The sequence below is a fragment of the Paenibacillus sp. FSL K6-1558 genome (assembly GCF_038002565.1).
Classification (GTDB): domain Bacteria; phylum Bacillota; class Bacilli; order Paenibacillales; family Paenibacillaceae; genus Paenibacillus; species Paenibacillus polysaccharolyticus.
In genome coordinates, this window is the sequence record NZ_JBBOCV010000001.1 from 3,593,002 (window position 1) to 3,615,370 (window position 22,369).

Here is a 22,369-nt window from a genome sequence, read left to right on the forward strand (position 1 = left end):
GTATCAAGGCGGTACACCCATGTAATGATGGAGGTATCGTCTTTTTATTATTTTGAGTTCACTTTCGAGGAAGCTCTTTGTGGAATGATACAAATCGTTTCACGTGGAACGTTGCACATCTAACGATCTCCAGAAACGCTATTTAAGCGATTTTACGCGTTTTTATTTTCTAACGATCTCAGGAGAGCTTATTTGGGCAAAATGAAGTGAGATCGGATGTTCTTATCGTATTTTCAGCAAAATAAGCTTTCTGGTGATCGTTACAATTTCAGAAAGCCCTATATCGTTCAAATAAGCTCATCTGAGATCGTTAGAATAATGCGGGTGCGGACAATGACCGTAACTACCTTCACCGGTATATAGGGGTGCTCCGATATTCAGAAGGTGAGTCTCTTTATTTTCCACGCGCTTCCCGTGCACATAGAGTATAATAGGCAGGTATATGTTACATGTACGGTGCAATGCTGGTAAGTAAGATCATTCACATGGTTACCGAGACCAAAATAACGTGAGCAGACTGCATTTCAAAACTAAACGCAAAAGAGGTAAACGATGAGTAAGCAGTATTTTAAAGATTATGGCTTGGGGGAAGAGATCGTCAAAGCACTGGACAGCCTGGGTTACGAGAATCCCACCGAAGTTCAGACCCGTGTTATCCCCGTTGCTCTTGAGAATCAAGACCTTGTTGTGAAATCACAGACAGGCAGCGGCAAAACAGCCGCATACGGTATACCGCTCTGCGAACTGGTGGACTGGAACGAAAATAAACCGCAGGCTCTGATTCTGACTCCAACACGAGAGCTGGCCTTGCAGGTCAACGAAGATATCACCAACATTGGTCGCTTTAAACGTATCAAAGCAACTGCGCTGTATGGACAATCTCCTTTTCACATTCAAAAAGCCGAGCTGAAACAACGGACCCATGTGGCTGTGGGCACACCAGGCCGAGTATTGGATCATATTGAACGGGGCACGCTGCCGCTGGATCGCATCGCATATCTGGTCATTGACGAAGCAGATGAGATGCTGAACATGGGCTTTATTGAGACGGTACAAGCGATTATTCAGGCGTTACCGCAGGAACGGACAACCATGCTGTTCTCCGCAACGTTCCCGGAAGATGTGGCGAAGCTGTCCCGTCAATACATGAACACTCCTGTAGAAATCGAGATTAAGGCTAGCGGACTGACTACAGCAACGATTGAACATGCCGTGATTCGCACGTCGGAAGTGAACAAAACTGCACTGCTTCAGGACTTGTTGATTACAGAAAACCCGGACAGCTGCATTGTATTTTGTCGCACACAAGAGAATGTCGATAAGCTGTTCCGCGTGTTGGCTGATTTGGACTATCCGGCAGATCGTATCCATGGCGGTATGGAGCAAGATGAGCGAATTGAAGTGATGAATGCCTTCAGACGAGGACAATTCCGTTATCTGATCGCCACTGACGTTGCCGCACGTGGAATTGACATCACGAACATCACCCATGTCATCAATTATGATATCCCGCTTGAAAAAGAAAGCTATGTACACCGCACAGGCCGCACGGGCCGTGCAGGTAAAACAGGAAGAGCCTTCACCTTGGTCACGCCAAAGGATGGCAGACGTCTTGCAGAGATCGAATCCTACATTGGATTTGAGATTCCTGTGGTCAAAGCACCTTCAGAAGATGAGGTAGATCGCTACCGGGAAACATTCGAGAAACGCCTCAAGATCGCACCTGAGCGCAAAAAGGACAAGCGTGAGCAGTTGAACCAGCAGATCATGAAGCTGAACTTCAACGGAGGTAAGAAGAAGAAACTTCGTGCGGTTGACTTTGTAGGAACGATTGCGAAGATTGAAGGCGTAAGCGCGGACGATATCGGGATTATCACGATTCTGGATAACGTGACGGATGTGGAAATTCTGAATGGTAAAGGACCGCTCGTGCTGGAAGTCATGCAACATACTACGATTAAACGTATGCAGCTTAAGGTACGTAAAGGTCACAAAAATTAACGAAGAAGCAACGAAACAACGAACAACGAAAGAAGAAACAAATCCATTTCTTCGCTTATGAACTCAAATCAAAACCAGGGATAAAGACTTTTGAAGTCTGTCCCTGGTTTTTTATCTACATATAACAAATGCCATTCCATCTAGGATGACTATAGATCTTATCTCATTTTTAAATCCCTACACCGTAATATTCAGATCTACTTTTTCTTCTTACGCACCGCTCCATCGTGGATAGAATACCGAAACAGCTTATCCTCCGCACTACCTTGATCATCCGTCACCTGAAAGGTTCCAGCATCCGCCGTCTTGTATACCCCTCCTGTCACAAAACTGAACACAGCCTGATCATCCTTGCCCCAATATGGGTTTAACATGACAAAAGATGCTCCATCGATGCCTTTTACGGTACGTTTGCCATTCGCATTATATAGACTATTTCGATCCTTGGCCCAGCTCTGGGGATCAGCTTCGAGCAAATGAGTAAAGCTAGCACGGTCTATCTTTTTATTGACTATGCCCCACAGATATACCTGATTCGCATCTACAGCCCAACTACCGGATGGTGTGAGCACTTCAAAACTTGCCGCATCCGCTCCCTTGATCCGTTGAAGTACATCATCAGGATGACCGAAAGGCTGACTCGTACGCGCATACTGCGCATGATATACGTCGTTCTGATCTCTGGATAAACCCAGATGCTCCGTACCGCCTAACAATTCAAATGTGAATACGTCCGCTCCCTCAACACGATACCCGTTATAATAAACATGCTGCTTGTCTCGACCAAATCGGCCTCCAAGTGACTCGAAGCTCTTCGGATCTGCTTCACGGATGATACGCCACTGAAAATAAACCCGATTCCGATCACGCGCAAACTGTTCGTCTAGCGGTTCAAATGAACTTCGATCCGCGCCGCGAACCAAATTAAAAGTTTCTTTAGCATCTCGCCTGTACCCACTGCCAGACTCCGTCCGATAGAATACGGAGGTAGCCGTAGCATACCAATTTCCCGTAAGCTGCACCACATTATCCGCATGATGAGCGTAGTCAGTCTGCCACCAGCCCGGTATATCTGGGTAATGCTCCCGGAGCCAATCTACGATCTCATGTTTATATTCATTGGCGTAACGAAGGCCGCTCGACAAGTGAAACAAATGATCCCGATCCGTACAGTAATCATGCTGCGCAATGACTGTACTTGTATCAATGTCATTGAACACATGAAAATGCTGGCTGTCTTTGACATAGAGCTGATGTTTATCCTTTGCAAAATAAGGCGTCCCTGGCAACAGCTCAAAGCTGCCTGGATCGGAGGGAGAGACGGGCTTGTCCTCCAGATAGACATGCTGCGAATCAGAGCTGTAATCCTCATGCAAGACGCGGAACGCTTCCGTATCTTGACTGAACAAACTGGCCTTGTTCGTACGTGCATTGAACCACCATATACCCTGATGATCCTTGAAGTAGGCAAATGTCAGCCAGCCTTTAGGGTAGGTCGATAAGACTTCGAAACCATCAGCAGTGATCCCGCCTTTGACCAGAACCGCGTCTCCGTCCTCTTTCTGCAAGACCACTAGAGCCTTCGCATTGATCACAAAGCGATCCATAACCGTTTCTCCTCCAATCCAAGAAATACATGGTCAGAAATTATAAGTGTGAGCCACCACTGGCATCCAGACATTGTCCTGTCATCCAGCGACTATCCGCCGAGGCAAGAAATGCAGCGATATCAGCCACATCCTCGGGTTCTCCCCAGCGATTCATTACAGAGAGCCCGGCTGCATACGCCTGTCCCTGTGGGTTCGCAAGTGTTCCTTCATTCATCTCGGTGTTAATGATACCTGGTTGTATGGCGTTAACCCTGATCTGGCGGCTTCCCAGTTCTTTGGCTAGCAGCTTCGTGAACGTATCCATGGCCCCTTTGGTCATACTATAAGCAAACACTCCTGGGGAAGATACGCGTGTAACAAAAGAGGATATATTGATGATACACCCTCCATCCCGAAGCCGAGAGACGGCCTGCTGTGTCACAAATAGCGGTGCTTTTACATTAATTCTTATGACATCTTCAAAAGATTCTTCCGTCGTTTCCTCCAGGCTAAGGATCTGTCCTATGCCAGCGTTATTCACCAAAATATCCAACTTGCCTTCTTGCCCATGCTTCTGAACAGCAGCATCGATCTTGGAAAACAATGCATGAATGCCATCCAGCGTACTTAAATCAGCTCCTATGGCCTGCCCCTGTCCACCACGGTCTATGATGTGCCGCACCACACTCTCCGCTTCCGCCTGCCTTGTTGCAAAATGCACAAGAACGTATGCCCCCTCCTGTGCCAGGCGGATCGCAATACTCCGGCCAATACCTCTGCTCGCACCTGTTACTACGGCTACTTGCCCTTCCAGTCTTCTGCATGTCTCGTTCATAACGTCATCCCCTTCAATGAATAATCTGACCTTCTCAAAGGCTCAGGACATTTATATCACGAGACGACAATCACAATCTTGCTCTTATATTCGGGCGATACCTCAATCACTTGTACAGTCCCAAACGGTGATGAAGCTGCTCTCGAATCTCTGTTTGATTGAGTACTTTAACGATCAGCGCAGGTGTGTACTGCTGTTGCATGATTTCAAAAGAAAGCTCCGGACTGCACGATGAGGAAACCGTCTGAAACAACTGATAGAAATATAGGCCATTCGGTTCGTCTGAGCCTCTATACTTATACGGTGCCTGATAAATTAGGTAAGGCATTTGGGCCAGATCAGGCTTGTGAAATCCCTTTGTATCGTGATCCGACAGCAGATTTATCCATCGCGGGTCATCGCCCATATCCTCAATCAAGTTATAACGAGATGTCTTCATTTTCACATTCTCCAATATGAGTTCAGTCACGTCGGCTGTATTCTCTCTCGCAAAACCGTATACGTACCCCGCCTGACTCGGCTCCTCGCTATGATCGGTGCGGCTCAAACAGGCAAAGTACAACGCACGTAGCGGAGACGCTGTAAGTTCCAGCAAGTTCGTAGGCAGACCCTCATGGTGACACCAGGCTAACACATGCTCGCGCTCCCACTCTCCCGCTTGATCTGCCATATCTCGGACATAATCATTTACTGCATCCACATAATATTCCGGGTTATCTCGAAGCAATCGCGCTATTCCTGATCGAAGTAAAGACGAGGATTGAGTGGCATATCGCCTGTTTTCTCCGCGATAATAATACCCCTCCTGACCATTCGGTAACTCTTCAATCATCGCTATGTAGTCTTCTATCGATTTCACCTCATAGCATACGGCATCATTCATAGCAATCTAGCACCTCCAGCACCTATATGTGTTTATCCTTCATCTTCCTACAAACATACTACCATTTACATACGACTTCATCTGATCTTTGGCTTCATATCATCAAACCATTGGGGAGGGAATTCATGCTCTTGCCGCCTATTCTCCATCAGATGTTGCTCTGTTCAGCAATCTCTGAATTGTTCACTTGCTAAATATTGTAAATCAACTACAATAGATTTGAAAGCGCTTTAATTATTTTCTAATCTATATGGAGGTGTACGTAATGGGAAAACGTAAGACGGTCTGGCTTCTGGTTTTCACACTCGCATTAACGATGTTTGGTCTACATCCTGAACGAAGCAACGCGGCAAGTGTAGCAATTACCAATGGTACCGATTGGCTTGATACGGCTGGCAATCCCATTCACGCCAACAGCGGTAATATCCTGCAGGTAGGCTCAATGTATTATCTGTATGGTGAACACGCGGTGGGTGGTAAGTTTGACAGCGTAAACGTCTACACCTCAACGGATTTGAAAAATTGGACCTTTAGCAATGCCATCTTGACCAAAGACTCCGCGACGGAACTCGCCTCCAGCAAGATTGAACGTCCCAAAGTGATCTATAATGCCTCCACCAAGCAGTATGTACTCTGGGCTCATTATGAGAACGGTACAGATTATAATCTCGGCCGCGTTGCGGTAGCCACAAGCAGTACACCCAATGGCAAATTTACGTATGAAGGCAGCTTCCGCCCGCTTGATTATGAATCTCGTGACATGACTGTTTTTGTGGACACGGACGGCACAGGTTATCTCGTAACGGCCTCCCGTAAAAACGGCGGTGCGAATGATACGATGGCTGTTTTTAAAATGAATGCAAGTTATACAGGGATACAATCTTTCGAAGGATGGTTGTTCGAGAATGCATACCGCGAGGCCCCGGCTGTTGTGAAAAAAGGAAACCGCTACTATCTCTTCACCTCCCAGGCCGCTGGCTGGTATCCGAATCAGGGTGCATACGCTACAGCTACTTCAATGACCGGGCCATGGTCTGCACTAACGCCTTATGGCAACCCGTCTGCCTTCGGCTCCCAGATCCATGATATTGCCACGATTCAGGGCAGCAGCACCACTTCGTATATCTATATGGCGGATCGCTGGAATCCAATGAATCTGGGCGAGCACAAACATATCTGGTTGCCCCTCACGCTGAATGACGGCAATGGAACGGCGTCAATGGAATGGTATACCACATGGAATATTGATGCAGCAACAGGTCAGATCACGTTACCTGCTCTCGTCAATCATGCCCAAGGCAAGACAGCCTCCGCCAGCTCGACGGCTTCTGGCTCGTCGCCTTCCCTTGTCAATGACGGTAACTATCAGACCTCATGGGTGGCTTCTTCCAACAGTTGGCCTGCGTGGTGGCAGGTCGATTTTGGAGCACCAAAGACCATTACGGAGATTGATACTTCGTGGTTTATGTATAAAGGTTCCGAGGGGTATTACAAATACAAAATCGAGATTAGCAACGATGGTGTAAACTACTCCACGCTGGATCGCACCAATAATCTGACATATGGTTTCACCACGGATGCGGTGCATTTCACGGCCCGCTATGTGCGAATAAATATGGTTAACGCTGTCTTGTGGAACAATCCGGGCAACTGGTACACCCCAACACTGCATGAAGTCAAAATGCTGGGCCCATCCACGCCTGAAGCTACAGGCTACAGCCAGTTCGCTTCACACAATGTACCGGATCGCATGATCCGTCACGCCAACTATGTTGCTCGCATTGATGCAAATGTCACCCCCGCTCTGGATGCCCAGTTCCGCGTTGTACCGGGTCTTGCCAGTTTCGCTGGAGGCAATCAACTACCCTGGTTATTTCCTGAAGCGTAATGCGAGTAATAAAATTGTACTTGAAGCCTTCACAAACACCACTGCATATAAAGGCGATGCCACGTTCCTGATCAGCCCCGGCTGGGCAGATGGCACCAAAGTATCTTTGCAATCATACAGCCAACCGGGATATTACATCCGACATTATGATTATGTGTTGCAACTGGATGCCGTGAATGCCGCCAGCAATACGACTACAAAAGCAGATGCTACGTTTGGGCGATTGAATTTCTAAGCAACAATGATGTTCAAATTCACCTTTCTCCATGCTCAGCAGACTATTTCCTTCACAAGAAATAGTCTGTCTACCCATCAATTGAACCTATGATTCGAGAAATGAAAGATTAATTTGCGCCCATCCTCGTCTGCATCTGCGGTTATGGCAACGTTCTCCTCATACAGTCCTTGCGTATAATTCGCTACCGTCTTGCGCCAGAAATGCTGACCCGTTTTGTTTTTCTCCCCTGGATTGGTGAATATCTCCCAGTTGCCCTCAAACATAGCGAAGATCATTACAGCCGCCTTCTCCGCGATACCCATTCCCCGATACGGCTGCAACAGGAAAAATTCATGCATGAAAAAATCGATGCCTGACGCACAGTGAGGCGGTGTTGCCACCATTGCAAATCCAGCAGGTCTGTCCTCAGCCATGATCAGGAAGGGATAGAGACAGTCCGGCTTTTCCCACCATATATTTTGTACATCGTATTGGTCGTGTAATGTTCGGTAATCAGAACTCGCTTCGTAAATACCATGTACATTCGGTCGATGTGCCTCCTGCAACCCATAATGTCCAGACAGGTCATGCAGGTATAACGGATACATGTTTTTGATGATATATGCCTTATCATGATTTGTCAGTTCCACTTGGATGTTCATGTTTATCTAAATCACCGTTCCTTCCACTGGTTACGGCCGCTTCCTTACTCTATATAAGTAAACGTGCTCTCTGGACTCTATTGTACGAATGCTGGAGGTGGACAGATATGTAATATTCGTTTTCTAATCATTCTGTACATCCACATGTCTACTCATTGAAAAACATAGTAAAAAGCCACATCCGATGGCTCGAATGTGACTTCCTTTTCATCCAATCTCATTTCATTTCTATTTCTATTTCGCTTCGCTTTTTACAATATACAATTTTCTTAATACTCTCGATGGATAAACAATATTGCTCTGCAAGCTCATCGATCGTTGCTTCCGTAGCAAACTTCTGGCGAATCTCGTTGTTCCGCTCCCGAATCAGTTGTCGACCGCCTGAATTCTCCCCCCATTTCTTATGGGTATCCTTAGGCCTCGGAATATAGATTAATCCACCAGGAAGATGACGTTGTATCTCTTCGAGCAATGCCTTCGGAAGGACGGCATCCGCATTCACATATTTCATCGTACTCCACTCCTTAAAAAGTTAATCTTTAAGGCAGCAGAGTCTTACGAAGAAACTTTTGACTTCATCGTGTCAATGATGGCGGGAATGGATATTAGGCTCTATGCAAACAACCGCCGTTGTTCCTCGCATGGACTCTGCATAGAGCGTGTCGTGAAACCTATTATGAATCGAATCATGGTAGCCCCCCTTTCGCTGAATCGATATAAAATTACGTAAAATCATGCCCCGGCATTTCAAATTACACTCCTATATCTTCCATATAGGAAACTGATATCCTTTAATCCTCCTTATACTGCGCTACACTTTGCTCCAACATCGTACGGACCTGCTCTTGCAATTCTGGTGGAGATATCACCTTGACCTCGGGTCCATAGGAGAGTAGCCTACGCGCTGTAAAAGCAAACTCCGAATGTGGCACAACGCCGCGCCACTCTTGATCTGATACGGTCTTGAATAATGTATCCGACGCGGCTATTCTTGCCCCGAATGCTGTAAATTGCAGTACAACCTCTTCGCCATCCGTGTGCGCTGCCTGTTTCAGCCATGCTTTTAGTGTGGGTACAGATTCATCCATCTGATCCAGCACTGTAAGCTGCTTTATTCGATCCACACGATATAACAATACGCGATCGTTATGCCGTGCAGGCATGTACCAATACCCCTGCTCATAATAGATGCCTATGGGATTGACGGTCACCTTTTTCCAGCCACTGCGAGCGTTGTACAAAAATGAAATCACTTTCTTCTCGACTGCGGCTGTTAACAGATCCGATGTAAGGGAATCGTGGTGATCACCCGGATGTTGCATAAAAGCTATGTGTTCCCGTAGCCCTACAATCCGTTCCTGTACATCCGAAGGCAGTGTAGAGAAATACTGTTCTGCCAGATGTCCACGAATCGAACCATACGGAAAATCAGGAACCATCTCCAAATATTCAAGCATCATAAACAAACCTAATGCTTCCTGCTGCGTCAGCTGCAGAGGTGGCAAAATGCGATTGGGCAGCACACGGTACCCACCGTTAACACCTACCTCCGTGTATAGGGGAAAGCCCATCGTCTGTAATGCATCCAGATCACGCTGGATGGTTCGAACCGATACTTCGAATCGTTCTGCCAGCTCCCGAGCCGTGAACTTATGTCTGGAATCCATGAGGCGCATCATCGCCAGCCTGCGTTGATTCATCCTATCCCCACCTTAACTACGTCACTTTATGTCATAGAAAAATTGTAACATATCCGGGCTATTCCACGAACGCGAAGACGTTATAGCATCCTTGAATGATTTTGCTTTGCAGGCAGGCTCTCCACACATAAATGTAGAATATTAAAGCATCTACCATTAAATGTCGGGAGTTGAGACCAACAATGACCAGTAAAGAAATCTTTCCTGTAAATGTACGTGAGATTATTGATTACATAGAACATGGCGATGTATTGAAGGGGCCTTACCTTTCGGTTACCCATGACGGTGCAGTGACTGGAACAGCATTCGAGACACAAGATTCGTTCACGAATCTGGAGGAAGCCCTGATATTTTATCAGGAAGAAGACGTTGAGCCGCCTTGTTACTTTCTACTGGACATTACCGCAGACGCCTTAGGAGATATTCCACCTGCCTCTGGAGAGGAGCAAAAATCCCTCGACCGAGCATTTATTCTGTATGAAGAAGAGCAAGACTTCTACGGCATAATGAAGAAAAAATTAGAGGGACAGGCCCCGGAATTGGGCCTGAAGCCTGATCAACTTAACCACCTTGCTGATATTATCAGCAGTGATCTATTTCAGATTGCGAGAGCGCGATTGTTAGGCAAGGAGCCACATCCGTATTTTGAAGAGATGTTTAATATCTATAAAAATCAAGGACTGCCTGTAGGCTGGGTAGGTGGCGAATCTGCTGCAGAAGGACAATTCATCATCTACACTCGTCCTTAACATCCGAAGGTACACGCCAAGCTAATGCTCAATCAACCAGCGATATCAAAATATCAACGGCTGGTTGAAGTTTCACCTAGGCCTCCATACAAGAAATGAAGAACAAACGTTATTCTATAGAAAAACATGTTCAAGGAGGTTTCTCACAATGAACAACCTGCAAGGAATGGGAACAAAGATCGCACAACTCCGCCGGTCTAGCGGCATGACGCAGGAGGAGTTAGGAAAGCTTTTATCCGTGTCAGCACAAGCTGTTTCCAAGTGGGAGAATAGTGATTCTTTACCGGATCTTCCCCTGATCGTAAAGATAGCAGAAACGTTTAATTGCTCGACCGATTACCTATTAGGACGTGAGGGTGGACTCATATCATTAATCCCTCAAATCCGTGAGACACTCCATAAGATGGAGTTAACAGATCGAATCGCATTTCTCGAACATATGATTACACTAACCGAAGGGCATCCCTCTACACTACCTGTTAGTTCAAGTGGAAATCCATCTCTAGTACATATACACCTTGGTCCAGCAGGTTTAGGTCTCTGGGCGAAAGATCGCCTTGCTTGTATTGCTACACCGATATTCTTGAAAGAATCGGTGGAATTGCTGAGGACAGCAGCTGCATTCCCGCTCAACTTGTTATCGGATGACGTCCGCCTGGTCTTACTCATTCTCTTGCGAGAAATAGATGACTTGAAGCCAGAGTATGCACTGGATGAAAAGACACTACGAACGTACCTGCCAGACTCTATACATCTGGATCAGGTTCTTACGGAGTGCATTGAACTTGGGTTTGTCGACCGCGTACGCGGTGGATATCGACTGAATTTCAGAGCTGATCTTACTGTGCGGCTACTCGCAATGGTTCATCAGATTATAAATCAACAGGGAACTATGAATGTAACAGTAGGCAACGTATAACCCGCCGAATCCTACGATTGATACAACAAACACAGATGTAACCGAAGTTACCACTCAAATTAAAATATGAATTCTACAATATATTTCAATAAACAGATCGGAGTGGGGATTTTGAGAGACCGGATTGCAGCCTTTCGAGGCTCCAAGCATTTTGAATTAAAACATGTTACGGATCACGTCATTGCGGCCATTGCAGTTCCTGGTACAGGATCTTTAGGGAATGCAACCATCATTGATCTGGGCGATGCAACAATGGTCGTGGATACTTTCCTAACCCCGCAGGCCGCATCAGACCTGAAAGAAGCAGCCACTTCTATTACAGGGAGACCGGTAACCTACGTTGTGAATACACATTGGCACAGTGATCATACCTCTGGAAATCAAGTGTTTGTACCAGAAGCTCTCATCATCTCGACAACGGCTACCCGCGAGATTATGGATACCTTTTCAAGACAAAGAATAGCTCAATATCGGGAGAATACGGAGCAGATGAATCAGGCGATTCATCAACAAGAAATACAACTGCAGCAAGAGACCGATGAAAAGTTAAAACGAGAGATGGCCTGGGATAATGCCAGTGACCGTGAGTTTATGCAGATGCTCCCCGATCTGATACATACCGTTCCCGCGATAACCTTTAATCAACAGATGGTCATTCACGGTAGTCAATGCACCGTTCAACTCCTTACATTTGGTGGGGGACATACCCAGAGTGACACCATCCTGTATATTCCTGAAGAGAAAATCGTTATTACAGGAGATCTGGTCCTGTCCAAACACCATCCGGTTTTGGCTAATGCCAACCCGCAGGAGTGGCGGCGTATATTGGAACAGATCGAGCAGCTTGGGGTGGAGACAATCATTCCCGGGCATGGAGATGTATGCTCTCTGCAAGAGCTTCATGATGTGAAAGGATATATTCAGGATATGCTGGCTCTGGTGACAGAAGCCGTGAAGACCAAACAATCTATAGATGATATTGAAGTACCGCACAACTATAAGGAATGGTCGTTTACAACCTACTTCAAATCGAATTTAAGCAAAATTCACACGCTTATCACGGAGTCAGAAACATAAATAGTGTAGTTTATAAAATTTTGAAATTTGCATAAAATTAACATTGAATTATTTTCCATTACAGGGTATGGTTAAGAAGCTTAGCGATAAGCAAGTTCCTTACACGAAGGGAGAGGTTTTAAATGGCTGCTACTTATACGAATATGGTGGTTCAGTATTAAAACCGAATAGCTGGCATATCTGAAAAAAGCGGGACGACTCCCGTATTCTTTGTTATGCCATCCAAAGTAACCTTTCGTGAATATTGCTGTTTGTAGATACGATGAAGGTCGTATCTTTTTTGCGTCCTGATGCCGCAGAACAGTAGCTTCTTAAGAGGCTGCTTGTTTGCGGCATTTTTGCGTCCAAAAACAACATTTAAAGGAGCTAACCTTATACCCACGATGAATTTAAAAACCTACGGATATATCGAAACAGAAGAGGTCCCCGATGGATTAATACCTGGAAGAATCACAGAACTTCGGCGGGAGCAATTCACGGTCATGACAGAGCTCGGTGAAGTCACCGCAGTATTGAAAGGTTCATTTTATTATCAGGCGGATATGCCAACCGACTTCCCTTGTGTGGGGGATTTTGTCCTGCTGCGCTACAACGATATCGGTGATTCCCTGATTGTTAAGGTGCTGCCCCGAAGGTCCAAATTCTCGCGTGCAGACTATGCAGGCCATGCTGCAGGCTATGCCAAAACGATATTGGAGCAGGTTGTCGCCACCAATTTCGATGTCGTATTTATCCTGACTTCGTTGAACCAAGATTTCAATGTGAATCGCATTCTGCGTTACCTGACACAAGCCAGACAAAGCGGTGGTAAACCGGTCATCATTTTGACCAAGGCAGACCTCGTTACAGAAGATCATGCCATGCTCACGGAAGTTAAACAAAGGATCTCCGATGTACCTGTTCACGTGATCAGCAGTCATACTCGCTTGGGGCTAAACGAACTGGACACTTATCTAGCACCAGGTCAAACCGTTGTATTTCTCGGCATGTCTGGCGTGGGTAAATCCTCTCTGCTCAATGCATTAATTGAAAATGGCGTCATGAGAGTGCAGGCCATACGGGAGGACGACAGCCGTGGACGCCATACCACAACACATCGTCAACTCTTTATGTTGCCTTCGGGCGCAATGGTTATTGATACGCCTGGCATGCGTGAGCTTGGGCTTTTCGATGCTGACGAAGGTATTCATGCAAGCTTTGCCGATGTCGAAGCATTATTCGCTCAGTGCCGCTTTACTGATTGCCGCCATCAGACCGAGCCTGGATGTGCAGTTCTCTCAGCACTCGCGGACGGTTCATTACAGCATGAACGGTGGGAGAATTATATTTCCCAGCAGTCAGAGAACAAGTATGTACAACACAAAACGAACTACCTCATCGAAAAAAGAGCAAAAAACAAAATCAACAGGATTCAGAGTAAACAAACCAACAAAAGCGGAGGTCGGAAGAAATGAATAAGACGAAGATGACGAAAATAAAGATGCAAACGTTAACTCATGTTTTAAACCAATATTTTAAGAAGAACATTATTGTAGCGGACTATCATACAACCACTCTACATGGCGGAACTGTGGGTAACGTCAATCTGGTAACAGGAACAGCCGAAACCGAAGATGGCCAAAAGTTTCCTTACCAACTTGTACTGAAGGTTCAGAAACAATGGGAACGTTATAATGATCCCGGCTCCTGGCGCCGGGAATATGATCTGTACATGTCTGACCTCGAAAAAACATTCTCGGAAACCTTTCGCTGGCCCACATGTTATTACGCGGAGATGAATGCCGAGGAAAATGAATTTCAGCTGTGGCTGGAATATATCGATGGCGTATCTGGTCTTGATCTATCTGTTGACATGGTTGAACAGGCTGCGCTGGAATTAGGGCGTTATCAAGGTAAGCTATACGCAGAACAGCCCGCAGTGCTGAAGAGTCTGAACAACCTGAGCCATGCCGATCTCATGAAAAATACGTATCTGCACTATCGCTCATGGCCTGTCGTTTATAATTACATCCGTTCTGAAGACTGCGAATTCCCACCCCATATCCAGCAAATGTTGATCGATATGGATGAAGACTCGGACGAAATGTTCGCTCGTATCGAACAGTTGCCGCTTGTGTTAAACCATCGGGATTTCTGGGTGACCAATCTGATCTATGCCGATGGAAACATCGCACTCATCGATTGGGATACATCGGGGTGGGGATACTTTGGAGAGGATATCGCAAGCCTGGTTGCCGATGAGTGTGATATTGAGCATATGGTGGAATATTATCAGCGCTGTGTTCCTGCGTATTATAAGGGCTTTGCGGAATATGCCGATGCTCCCCCACTCGCCGATCACTGTGTACACGAGATGATTCTGTTCGTGTTCGGATACAGACTTGTCGAGGGTTATGTACATGCCGAGTCCGATGCGGCGAAGGAAGAAAACCTGCATATACTCCAGAAAATCTATGAAATGAAATATAGCCCGCTACAGGGATAAACGGTGCGGTAGTTCATTGCTTATCCATGCTTCCAGGCTCCCTCCTTGGCTGTACTTTAAGTAAATAAGCATTTAAACTACGTCAAGTATTGTCATAGTTATGGTGTATCTTACAGGTATCACAGGAAGGGAGCGATGAACGATGAATACTTCTAATTCAAAAACGATTCTTTACATTGCCATGAGCCTGGATGGATATATTGCCCGATTGGATGGTACGTTCGATTGGTTGCTTGATGTGGAAGGTGATGGCGGCGATAACGGCTATGCCACATTCTATGAAACGATTGGCAGTGTGGTTATGGGGCGTTCCTCGTACGAGGCAGTGCTTACCATGCCGGGAGACTTCCCTTATGCAGATCGTCCGACTTATGTGCTTTCTCGCTCAGAACAACCACCTGCACCGCATGTACAATTCACAACCGAGAGCGTAAAAACACTCATTCCCCAGCTGAAACAGTCTTTCGAGGGAGATGTTTGGATTTTAGGCGGAGGCCAGCTTGTTCAATCTGTGATCGAGCAGCAATTACTGGATGAGATTGAGGTGGCTATTATCCCGAAAGTACTGGGTGAAGGTATTCCCTTATTTCCAATGGGCACCGTACCGACCCTGCTGAAAACGATTCGTACCCAGACGCTTGGACAGATTATATCCATCCGTTATGAGGTGCAATGCCATCTTGCAACAGAGGGTTCATTAGAATTAAACGACCAGACTCGATAAAAACAACTCGAAGAAGACCGCACAGCGTCCTGCTGCGCGGTCTTTCTTCGTTACCCTTGGGTATATAACAACCATTGGGAGAATCTATATAAGTTGGAGAGTTCATTTACACAACTTGTATATTATAGAATTCGCCGAATGTACTCTGTTAAAACATCAGCCGACCGGCGATGTGATTGATCGCCAGGGTGTGACCTTGCGCCCATCGTTTCCTCGGTCGTATTTGGCAACTGAAGGATCGACACAGCACGATCTCTTGTTTGCCCGTGATAGGCATCCACCGCACGGTAGATGGCGGGAAGCAGAGAAGATCCAAGCATGCCATACGCCCAGATGATATGCGCTTGCGGGTTATTTTTTCGCAGCTTGATCAGAAAGCGCTCCACTGCATTCTCGAACTTGGCCAAGTCCGCCTCATGATACGTCCCGTCTCCGTTGAGGCGTTGCTTGTACACTTGTCCTGTGATTGGATCTGTCCACGCTGGAGACTGGAATGCACCATCGTCATTGCTACCCAGATTGACTACAATAACATCAGGCTGCCAGGAGCTAAAATCATGTGGCTCTAACGCGCCAAGTTGCTCATTTCGCTCTCCCTTCAGCAGACCGCAGACCTGTTCATAATACGCCGGAATATTGCCATTCGGGTTGTTGTCCCAACTGCTCAATACGCCCCATCCGCTCTGAGAGATGACACGGTACTCTGCATCTAAGGCCTCAGCCGTCATGAACGTATAATTATGCAGTGCACTGAACCACATGGGTACCCAGTCCTCTTCTGTCTTCGCTCCAATTGCTCCTTCTCCCGAGGTGATGCTATCTCCGATAAACTCGATTTTAAGAGGTTTCTCTTCTACAGGTAGGAACGTGCCATCCGCCTTGACCGCATGAAACTGCAGACTGTTGTTCAGGTCACCACTCATCGCCTGTACATCCTTGATGATACGCACATTTTTGACCGCATTGGGATTCATGCCACGAAATACACAGATCCAGGCTCTACCTCTGGTTAACATCTGACGGCTTACCGGAACACCATTGATAACAATGCTGATCCAGGGCTCAAGCAGATCATAGGAAGATTCTATTTCAACCCAAAATTCCGCACCCTGTACGTTCAATTCGACTGCACTACCTGTCCAAAACAAGGTCAATGGTGACCGCACGGTCGTAGTTCTACCGTGTATTTTTACATGCTGTACATTCGAAATAGCGATAACCTCTAATTCTCCATTGGAGCTGTTACTCATAGGAAACCTCCTGTTCAATTCATGGTTATATTCTCACTTATCGGATACTACCACCCGGAATGGAGCATGCCCTGTTTCCGCATGAAGAAGCTGTGTGGGTTTACGCAGACGCAGACTGCAGACCAGTCTAAATATAGCCCGCTTCTGTTCAACTTCCACCAATGAAACATCAATCCATAGAGGAACCAACGGGGCATGCCAGCATAGGAGATCCACGGCCTCATCCACTGTAAATTGCCGATGCTCTACATTCTGCGGAGCAAGCACAACCAGCCGCATCATCTCGTCTGCACCGTTCAGCGATTTGTCCAGTTCGGGAGCAGGTTCAATGAGCAAGCCAATCTCTTCATACTCCAGTTGGTCCCGCTCCCTAATCTCTTCGATAGCCTGTATCAGATGTGCTCGGAAGATTACTTTATCCATCTGAGTTATTCGCTCCATAAACCCATGCCCTCCCTGGTCGTGATATGTACTGACACAACTGATGAATCTATCTATATGTTTACACGGACACTCCAACTTATATATACCTTTTATAATTATTATGCACAACAGCAAAAATCCCCTGCAAGCAACCCTGTTCAAGTTCATCATATCAGATGTGCTCAAGTCCATGGTTTGCCCGTAAGGGATATGTTCATTTATTTTTGATTATCGGAGGAAAAAGGTAGCCTTTTCCGGCTTCTCTTCTGCGCGTTACAGCACCTTACCCAGGAATGCCTTGGTTCGTTCATGACGCGTATTCTGAAAAAGTTCCTCTGGCGTGCCTTCTTCGACAATATAACCTCCGTCCATGAAGATCACCCGATCCGCGACCTCACGGGCAAAGCCCATCTCATGTGTCACAACAATCATCGTGATTCCTTCATGCGCAAGGTTTTTCATGACTTGTAGCACTTCCCCGACCATCTCGGGATCAAGAGCCGAGGTAGGCTCATCAAACAACATCACACTCGGATTCATGGCGAGTGCGCGCGCAATAGCTACACGTTGTTGCTGTCCACCGGACAGCTGATCGGGATAGGCATCTTTTTTCTGAGACAGCCCTACCTTACCAAGCAGTTCCATTGCTTTTTTCTCATTTTCGGCTTTGCTCAGCTTCCGGATATGTTTGGGCGCCAGCATGATGTTCTCCAGCACGGTCAGATGCGGAAACAGATTGAACTGCTGGAATACCATGCCCACATTGGTGCGCAGCTCGTCGATATTGGTCTTCGGGGAGGTAACCTCCACCTCGCCAATCATGACCTTGCCTGACGTGACCTCCTCCAGTAGATTGAGGCAGCGCAAGAAAGTACTTTTGCCAGACCCCGAAGGGCCAATGACACATACTACTTCCTGCTCCCGAATCGTTGTGGAGATATCCTTCAGCACCTCGTTCGCACCAAACTGCTTTCTTAAGTTCTCTACAATAATCATCGGATTGCATACCTCCTTTCAATGAATCGGGAAGCCCGTGATAACAGCACAATAATGATCAGATAGAACACACCGACTGTACCCCAGATTTCAAATGCCCGGAAGTTCGCGGAAACGATAATTTCCCCGCTCTGTGTAAGCTCCGCAATCCCTATCGCTGATAATAACGAAGTATCCTTAATCGTAATAATAAACTGGTTTACAAAAGTAGGAATCATACGCCGGGTTGCCTGCGGCAGTACCACGAGCCACATGGTTTTGAAACGACTTAGGCCTAGTGACCTTGCTGCCTCATGCTGCCCTTTGCCAATAGATTCAATCCCTGCCCGGAAAATCTCCGAGATGTATGCACCAGCATTTAAGCTAACCGCGATAATGCCTGCCGTCATGGCCGGAATACGCATATCCAGAAACACCGGCAGACCGAAGTAAATGAAGTATACCTGCACGAGAAGCGGTGTGCCACGGATGATATCCACATAAAGCGAAGCCACCAGTCGCAACAACCGATTCAGGGAAGTGCTCATCAAGCCGGAGATCAGACCAATCACCATTGCAAAGATGAGCGAGATCACAACAATTTTTAACGTAACGACCGTTCCCTCTAACAGAAGAGGCAATGCGTCCAGTATGACTTGCCAGGAGGAATCCATCCGTACCACCGTTCCTTTCTACTTCGCTGCTGTTCCTAGATATTTTTCAACGATCTTGTCGTATTCGCCGTTTGCCTGCAATTTTTTCAGTCCGTCATTGATCTTCTTCTGCAATTCAGCATCGCCTTTGGCTACAGCAATTCCGTAGAAGTCACCGTTCAAGCGGTCACCAACAATCTTAAGTTTAGAGTTAGGGTCCACAGCGATTTTATAAGAAACCACCGGGAAATCTTCGAGTGTCGCATCCGCGTTTTTATTCGCTACTTCCTGATACATGGATGGGCTATCATCAAAATATTTCACGGTTGCGCCATAGGTTTTCGCATATTCATCAGCGAGATTCGCACCTGACGTTCCTTTTTTGATCGCAATTGTTTTACCTTTCAAATCCTGCGGACTCTTAATGTCGTTGTTATCCTCATTCACGATTAAGGACAGTCCGGCTTGATAGTACGGTTCGGAGAAATCTACAACCTTTTTACGCTCATCCGTGATGCTGATGCCTGCAATTGCGCCATCCAACTGATTTGCTGTAATGGCTGGAATGATACCTTTGAAATCCATCGGCTTGATCTCCACCTCAAAGCCTTCTTCTGCCGCAATCGCATTCATCAGGTCAATGTCGATCCCAACGTATTTTCCATCCTTCTGAAACTCAAACGGAGGATATGTTGCATCCGTACCAAATGTATATTTGGTTACTGCCGATCCACTTGCAGACTGGGCACTGCTGTCTTCTCCTGATTTTGCTGCGCCGCAGGCACTAAGTGCCAGAGCAAGAACTGACGCCATAACGATGGATGCTACCTTTTTCATGGAAAAACCCCTTTTCCTGATTAGATTGGAATCGACCGAATCGATCATTTGTATTTATGTACGTATTGTATTTCTACACCTACAAGAACTTACGCAATCCTACACATTTTATTAACAACATATGAAAAATAAATTAACATAATGTTGTTTTTGACTACTTTTTTGTACAAAACTCTAAATAATTATATGAAAACCCTCGTTTTATGTAACTTTATATAACACAAATAAAAAAAGACCCTTAGAAAGGGTCTCTAGAATTTTGACTTACATATACCTGCGCTGTGATATGGATTTCATTCACTTACTATTCTAGCTATTTATTTTCTCTACTGTCTCCATGTAGAACACTTGCAGGAATTTCTTGATGTTTACCTTGCTCTTGTTGTCGCTCGCCTGCTCTTCTTCCATCGCCCTCATCTTCATACGCACGTCCTGAAAATCAAAATAAAGCGGCGCATAATGCTCAAATTTATGATTGCTGTAATCCGTAAGCCCAATGGAGGCGAGATTTGTCAGTGCCGTCAGAACCGTTCTGCGGATGCGCTGCTCCATAGCCTTGCACTCCTTCTCCACTTCCTTGGCCGTTAGCTTGTACTTCTGAGCCACAGCTTCATAGGATTCCTTCAGCGGCGGCAGCTCGGAGGCTTGCTTTTGCTCAATAGCGTACTCCATCAGAGCTACGATATCTTTGCTCCCACTTTCACCGATGATGCCCAGATCCATTAATATGCTTCGCGCCGAATCTCGTACCGTTCGGGTCTGAGCAGGAGCCAGGGCTGGAGCTTCTACCAGATTCAGGCGAGCCATGGACTGTTTGATCTCCTGTACATATCGCTCATACTTCCATTGCTCATTCACTTTATTGAGCACATGCTCTACTTCCACCCGGTTGATCGGTTTGTGAATGAAGAACTCAATCCCCTTCTGGTAGGCCGCTCCCACCATCTCTTTGTTGACCACCTGTGAGATCATAATAAATTTGCCGTTATAGCCGCTCTGCTTCATGTTCGCCACGGTTTCAATCCCGTCTTGATCTGGCATCAACAGGTCAATCAATACGACATCGGGTTTGAGATCCAGAATCATACGCTGTCCTTCCAGACCGCCCTCGGCCATGCCTGCAAGCTCCCCGGTTCCACAATTCTCGATGATATCCTGTAGCATGCTGCGGCTCACCACATCATCATCCACGATCAGGATCGAAAGTGTCATGGGCATCGGCCTCCTTCATTAGATTGACCCTGGGGATCATGACTGTGAACACCGTACCCCGCCCGGATGGAGCGGCTTCTACTTGAATCTGTCCTTCCAGCGACTGAACGATATCACGTACATGGGAGAGACCAATACCTGTGGCAGCAATGCCCACTTCATTAAACTTGGTCGTATAACCGGGTTCAAAAATAACCCCGCGCTTCGCGTCAGGTACACCTTTTCCCGAATCGGTCACCACAAAATGCACATCGGCATCCTGTTCAAACACCCGTACTTGGATCATGCCCTCCTGCTCAATTGCTTCAACCGCATTAGCCAGCAAGTTATTCATGACCGTAAGCAGTGGGATGTAGTATGGAGACTCCCCTTCATATTGTTGTTCAATCTCGATCTTCACCTGTTTGTGCAACATCTCACTGTATTTCCGATTGGCCCTGCCTGCAAAATGTACCACTTCCGACAGACTCATATTGACCGTCTTCTCGTTATCATAAAGCTTCAACAATCCGGCCAGAATCCGCTGCGAATCCTTTTTAACTTCATGAATCTGTTGAGCAATGCCCAGGGTTCGCTGGCTGTATTCGTTCATGTCCTGCTCACGCAGATCACGATATAGCTCATAACTGTTAGCCGTAATACCTTCAATAGTATTCATCGCTTTTTTCAGGTAAAAAACTTCGCCGTACAGTCCCGAATTCACACTTAACATCTGTTCGATCCGCTTTTCCTGTTCTGCATGCAGGAGCCTAATCTGTCTGACCGCGAAACTGTTATACAGCCCGATGACAAAGTAACTCCGCAGACCGCCCACGATCAGTAGATACAGCCATTCACGCATATAAAAAATATTCGTCCCGCCCAGCACACCTCGCACGAATAACTCCACCAGGTTGGAGGAAAAATCTATACCGGTGATGATACCACCAAGCAATAGCGGGGGAATTTCATGAAAACGGTGTTTGAGCTTGCTTAGCCCATAGGCAAAGACCACATAGTATAAACCTGCTCCAAGGTTATCTTGCATGCTCTCTAGTACGGAGATGGTGTGTATATGGTGAATCAAATCAGCCGATTGGAAAGCTATGCTCGCTAGCCCCGTCAGGATTCCTGTTTTTATATAAGATAAATGGGGCATAATCATCAGCAAAAACAAAAGAATGCTGACCCCGAGGCCGATCCGGAAATAATCTTCCCGAAAGGGATTAATTTTGAACTGTGCACCTACGGACGTAGCCAAGGCAACGGCAACCATCTGCACATTCTCGTTTTTGACCCAATTGCGCATCC

The 22,369-nt window shown here is 46.4% G+C and carries 22 protein-coding genes; 9 read left to right on the forward strand and 13 right to left on the reverse strand.

Annotation, left to right across the window (positions count from 1 at the left end; all coding sequences use genetic code 11):
- The first annotated feature begins 552 nt into the window (after positions 1-552).
- Complete coding sequence (locus MHI38_RS15485) at positions 553-2,001, forward strand: DEAD/DEAH box helicase (RefSeq protein ID WP_221787537.1); 1,449 nt, start codon at positions 553-555, stop codon at positions 1,999-2,001.
- Between the two features lie 197 nt (positions 2,002-2,198).
- On the opposite strand, the gene MHI38_RS15490 is transcribed toward MHI38_RS15485, so the two are convergent.
- The 3 genes from MHI38_RS15490 to MHI38_RS15500 all read right to left on the reverse strand — a co-directional run bounded on the left by MHI38_RS15490 (position 2,199) and on the right by MHI38_RS15500 (position 5,308).
- The gene (locus MHI38_RS15490; protein ID WP_154889863.1) at positions 2,199-3,608 is read right to left on the reverse strand and encodes a DKNYY domain-containing protein; all 1,410 of its coding nucleotides are present in this window, start codon (positions 3,606-3,608) and stop codon (positions 2,199-2,201) included.
- Positions 3,609-3,648: 40 nt separating this feature from the next.
- The gene (locus MHI38_RS15495; protein WP_154889862.1) at positions 3,649-4,425 is read right to left on the reverse strand and encodes an SDR family NAD(P)-dependent oxidoreductase; all 777 of its coding nucleotides are present in this window, start codon (positions 4,423-4,425) and stop codon (positions 3,649-3,651) included.
- A gap of 106 nt (positions 4,426-4,531) precedes the next feature.
- On the reverse strand, positions 4,532-5,308 hold the full coding sequence (locus tag MHI38_RS15500; RefSeq protein WP_341181394.1) for an FRG domain-containing protein: 777 nt from the start codon (positions 5,306-5,308) through the stop codon (positions 4,532-4,534).
- A 316-nt stretch (positions 5,309-5,624) separates the two neighbouring features.
- On the opposite strand from MHI38_RS15500, the gene MHI38_RS15505 reads away from it, so the two are divergent.
- A complete protein-coding gene (locus MHI38_RS15505; protein WP_341181929.1) occupies positions 5,625-7,196 on the forward strand; it encodes a family 43 glycosylhydrolase in 1,572 nt (523 codons plus the stop codon).
- The gene (locus MHI38_RS15510) at positions 7,144-7,431 is read left to right on the forward strand and encodes an AbfB domain-containing protein (RefSeq protein ID WP_341181395.1); all 288 of its coding nucleotides are present in this window, start codon (positions 7,144-7,146) and stop codon (positions 7,429-7,431) included. The genes MHI38_RS15505 and MHI38_RS15510 overlap by 53 nt, the downstream gene beginning before the upstream one ends.
- A 77-nt stretch (positions 7,432-7,508) precedes the next feature.
- Here the strand turns inward: MHI38_RS15510 and MHI38_RS15515 are convergent, their stop codons facing one another.
- From MHI38_RS15515 to MHI38_RS15525, 3 genes are all read right to left on the reverse strand, one after another.
- Positions 7,509-8,075, reverse strand: a complete 567-nt coding sequence (locus tag MHI38_RS15515) for a GNAT family N-acetyltransferase (protein WP_308723275.1) — start codon at positions 8,073-8,075, stop codon at positions 7,509-7,511.
- A 217-nt stretch (positions 8,076-8,292) separates the two neighbouring features.
- Positions 8,293-8,586 (reverse strand): CD3324 family protein, encoded by a 294-nt coding sequence (locus tag MHI38_RS15520; RefSeq protein ID WP_154889854.1) that lies wholly within the window; start codon positions 8,584-8,586, stop codon positions 8,293-8,295.
- Positions 8,587-8,866: 280 nt separating this feature from the next.
- Entirely contained in the window at positions 8,867-9,775 is a 909-nt protein-coding gene (locus MHI38_RS15525) for a helix-turn-helix transcriptional regulator (protein WP_154959510.1), read from the reverse strand.
- A gap of 182 nt (positions 9,776-9,957) precedes the next feature.
- On the opposite strand from MHI38_RS15525, the gene MHI38_RS15530 reads away from it, so the two are divergent.
- The 6 genes from MHI38_RS15530 to MHI38_RS15555 all read left to right on the forward strand — a co-directional run bounded on the left by MHI38_RS15530 (position 9,958) and on the right by MHI38_RS15555 (position 15,729).
- Positions 9,958-10,524 (forward strand): hypothetical protein, encoded by a 567-nt coding sequence (locus MHI38_RS15530; RefSeq protein WP_154959509.1) that lies wholly within the window; start codon positions 9,958-9,960, stop codon positions 10,522-10,524.
- Positions 10,525-10,672: 148 nt separating this feature from the next.
- Entirely contained in the window at positions 10,673-11,443 is a 771-nt protein-coding gene (locus MHI38_RS15535; RefSeq protein ID WP_341181396.1) for a helix-turn-helix domain-containing protein, read from the forward strand.
- Positions 11,444-11,509: 66 nt separating this feature from the next.
- Positions 11,510-12,520 (forward strand): MBL fold metallo-hydrolase, encoded by a 1,011-nt coding sequence (locus MHI38_RS15540; RefSeq protein ID WP_341181397.1) that lies wholly within the window; start codon positions 11,510-11,512, stop codon positions 12,518-12,520.
- Positions 12,521-12,903: 383 nt separating this feature from the next.
- Positions 12,904-13,974, forward strand: coding sequence for a ribosome small subunit-dependent GTPase A (gene rsgA, locus MHI38_RS15545; protein ID WP_341181398.1), 1,071 nt, complete (start codon positions 12,904-12,906; stop codon positions 13,972-13,974).
- Positions 13,971-15,005 carry a phosphotransferase gene (locus tag MHI38_RS15550; protein ID WP_341181399.1) on the forward strand — a complete coding sequence of 345 codons (1,035 nt, stop codon included), beginning with the start codon at positions 13,971-13,973 and terminating at the stop codon, positions 15,003-15,005. The genes rsgA and MHI38_RS15550 overlap by 4 nt, the downstream gene beginning before the upstream one ends.
- 142 nt (positions 15,006-15,147) lie before the next feature.
- Entirely contained in the window at positions 15,148-15,729 is a 582-nt protein-coding gene (locus tag MHI38_RS15555) for a dihydrofolate reductase family protein (protein WP_090923430.1), read from the forward strand.
- Between the two features lie 122 nt (positions 15,730-15,851).
- Here the strand turns inward: MHI38_RS15555 and MHI38_RS15560 are convergent, their stop codons facing one another.
- The 7 genes from MHI38_RS15560 to MHI38_RS15590 form a co-directional block, all read right to left on the reverse strand.
- The gene (locus MHI38_RS15560) at positions 15,852-16,979 is read right to left on the reverse strand and encodes an SGNH/GDSL hydrolase family protein (RefSeq protein WP_341181400.1); all 1,128 of its coding nucleotides are present in this window, start codon (positions 16,977-16,979) and stop codon (positions 15,852-15,854) included.
- Positions 16,980-17,012: 33 nt separating this feature from the next.
- Positions 17,013-17,420: a hypothetical protein gene (locus MHI38_RS15565; protein ID WP_341181401.1), complete on the reverse strand. Its 408-nt coding sequence runs from the start codon at positions 17,418-17,420 to the stop codon at positions 17,013-17,015.
- A 255-nt stretch (positions 17,421-17,675) separates the two neighbouring features.
- Complete coding sequence (locus MHI38_RS15570) at positions 17,676-18,398, reverse strand: amino acid ABC transporter ATP-binding protein (RefSeq protein WP_090923440.1); 723 nt, start codon at positions 18,396-18,398, stop codon at positions 17,676-17,678.
- Positions 18,395-19,051 carry an amino acid ABC transporter permease gene (locus MHI38_RS15575; protein WP_090923441.1) on the reverse strand — a complete coding sequence of 219 codons (657 nt, stop codon included), beginning with the start codon at positions 19,049-19,051 and terminating at the stop codon, positions 18,395-18,397. The genes MHI38_RS15570 and MHI38_RS15575 overlap by 4 nt, the downstream gene beginning before the upstream one ends.
- Positions 19,052-19,069: 18 nt before the next feature.
- Positions 19,070-19,867 (reverse strand): transporter substrate-binding domain-containing protein, encoded by a 798-nt coding sequence (locus tag MHI38_RS15580; RefSeq protein ID WP_341181402.1) that lies wholly within the window; start codon positions 19,865-19,867, stop codon positions 19,070-19,072.
- 309 nt (positions 19,868-20,176) lie between these two features.
- Positions 20,177-21,079 carry a response regulator gene (locus MHI38_RS15585; protein WP_253499067.1) on the reverse strand — a complete coding sequence of 301 codons (903 nt, stop codon included), beginning with the start codon at positions 21,077-21,079 and terminating at the stop codon, positions 20,177-20,179.
- The gene (locus MHI38_RS15590) at positions 21,051-22,367 is read right to left on the reverse strand and encodes a sensor histidine kinase (protein ID WP_090923444.1); all 1,317 of its coding nucleotides are present in this window, start codon (positions 22,365-22,367) and stop codon (positions 21,051-21,053) included. The genes MHI38_RS15585 and MHI38_RS15590 overlap by 29 nt, the downstream gene beginning before the upstream one ends.
- Positions 22,368-22,369: the final 2 nt, after the last annotated feature.

Coding starts and splice junctions, on each gene's coding strand:
- MHI38_RS15485 (WP_221787537.1), top strand. CDS start 553: ATGAGTAAGCAGTATTTTAAAGATTATGGCTTGGGGGAAGAGATCGTC.
- MHI38_RS15490 (WP_154889863.1), bottom strand. CDS start 3,608: ATGGATCGCTTTGTGATCAATGCGAAGGCTCTAGTGGTCTTGCAGAAA.
- MHI38_RS15495 (WP_154889862.1), bottom strand. CDS start 4,425: ATGAACGAGACATGCAGAAGACTGGAAGGGCAAGTAGCCGTAGTAACA.
- MHI38_RS15500 (WP_341181394.1), bottom strand. CDS start 5,308: ATGAATGATGCCGTATGCTATGAGGTGAAATCGATAGAAGACTACATA.
- MHI38_RS15505 (WP_341181929.1), top strand. CDS start 5,625: ATGTTTGGTCTACATCCTGAACGAAGCAACGCGGCAAGTGTAGCAATT.
- MHI38_RS15515 (WP_308723275.1), bottom strand. CDS start 8,075: ATGAACATCCAAGTGGAACTGACAAATCATGATAAGGCATATATCATC.
- MHI38_RS15520 (WP_154889854.1), bottom strand. CDS start 8,586: ATGAAATATGTGAATGCGGATGCCGTCCTTCCGAAGGCATTGCTCGAA.
- MHI38_RS15525 (WP_154959510.1), bottom strand. CDS start 9,775: ATGAATCAACGCAGGCTGGCGATGATGCGCCTCATGGATTCCAGACAT.
- MHI38_RS15530 (WP_154959509.1), top strand. CDS start 9,958: ATGACCAGTAAAGAAATCTTTCCTGTAAATGTACGTGAGATTATTGAT.
- MHI38_RS15535 (WP_341181396.1), top strand. CDS start 10,673: ATGAACAACCTGCAAGGAATGGGAACAAAGATCGCACAACTCCGCCGG.
- MHI38_RS15540 (WP_341181397.1), top strand. CDS start 11,510: ATGAATTCTACAATATATTTCAATAAACAGATCGGAGTGGGGATTTTG.
- rsgA (WP_341181398.1), top strand. CDS start 12,904: ATGAATTTAAAAACCTACGGATATATCGAAACAGAAGAGGTCCCCGAT.
- MHI38_RS15550 (WP_341181399.1), top strand. CDS start 13,971: ATGAATAAGACGAAGATGACGAAAATAAAGATGCAAACGTTAACTCAT.
- MHI38_RS15555 (WP_090923430.1), top strand. CDS start 15,148: ATGAATACTTCTAATTCAAAAACGATTCTTTACATTGCCATGAGCCTG.
- MHI38_RS15560 (WP_341181400.1), bottom strand. CDS start 16,979: ATGAGTAACAGCTCCAATGGAGAATTAGAGGTTATCGCTATTTCGAAT.
- MHI38_RS15565 (WP_341181401.1), bottom strand. CDS start 17,420: ATGGAGCGAATAACTCAGATGGATAAAGTAATCTTCCGAGCACATCTG.
- MHI38_RS15570 (WP_090923440.1), bottom strand. CDS start 18,398: ATGATTATTGTAGAGAACTTAAGAAAGCAGTTTGGTGCGAACGAGGTG.
- MHI38_RS15575 (WP_090923441.1), bottom strand. CDS start 19,051: ATGGATTCCTCCTGGCAAGTCATACTGGACGCATTGCCTCTTCTGTTA.
- MHI38_RS15580 (WP_341181402.1), bottom strand. CDS start 19,867: ATGAAAAAGGTAGCATCCATCGTTATGGCGTCAGTTCTTGCTCTGGCA.
- MHI38_RS15585 (WP_253499067.1), bottom strand. CDS start 21,079: ATGACACTTTCGATCCTGATCGTGGATGATGATGTGGTGAGCCGCAGC.
- MHI38_RS15590 (WP_090923444.1), bottom strand. CDS start 22,367: ATGCGCAATTGGGTCAAAAACGAGAATGTGCAGATGGTTGCCGTTGCC.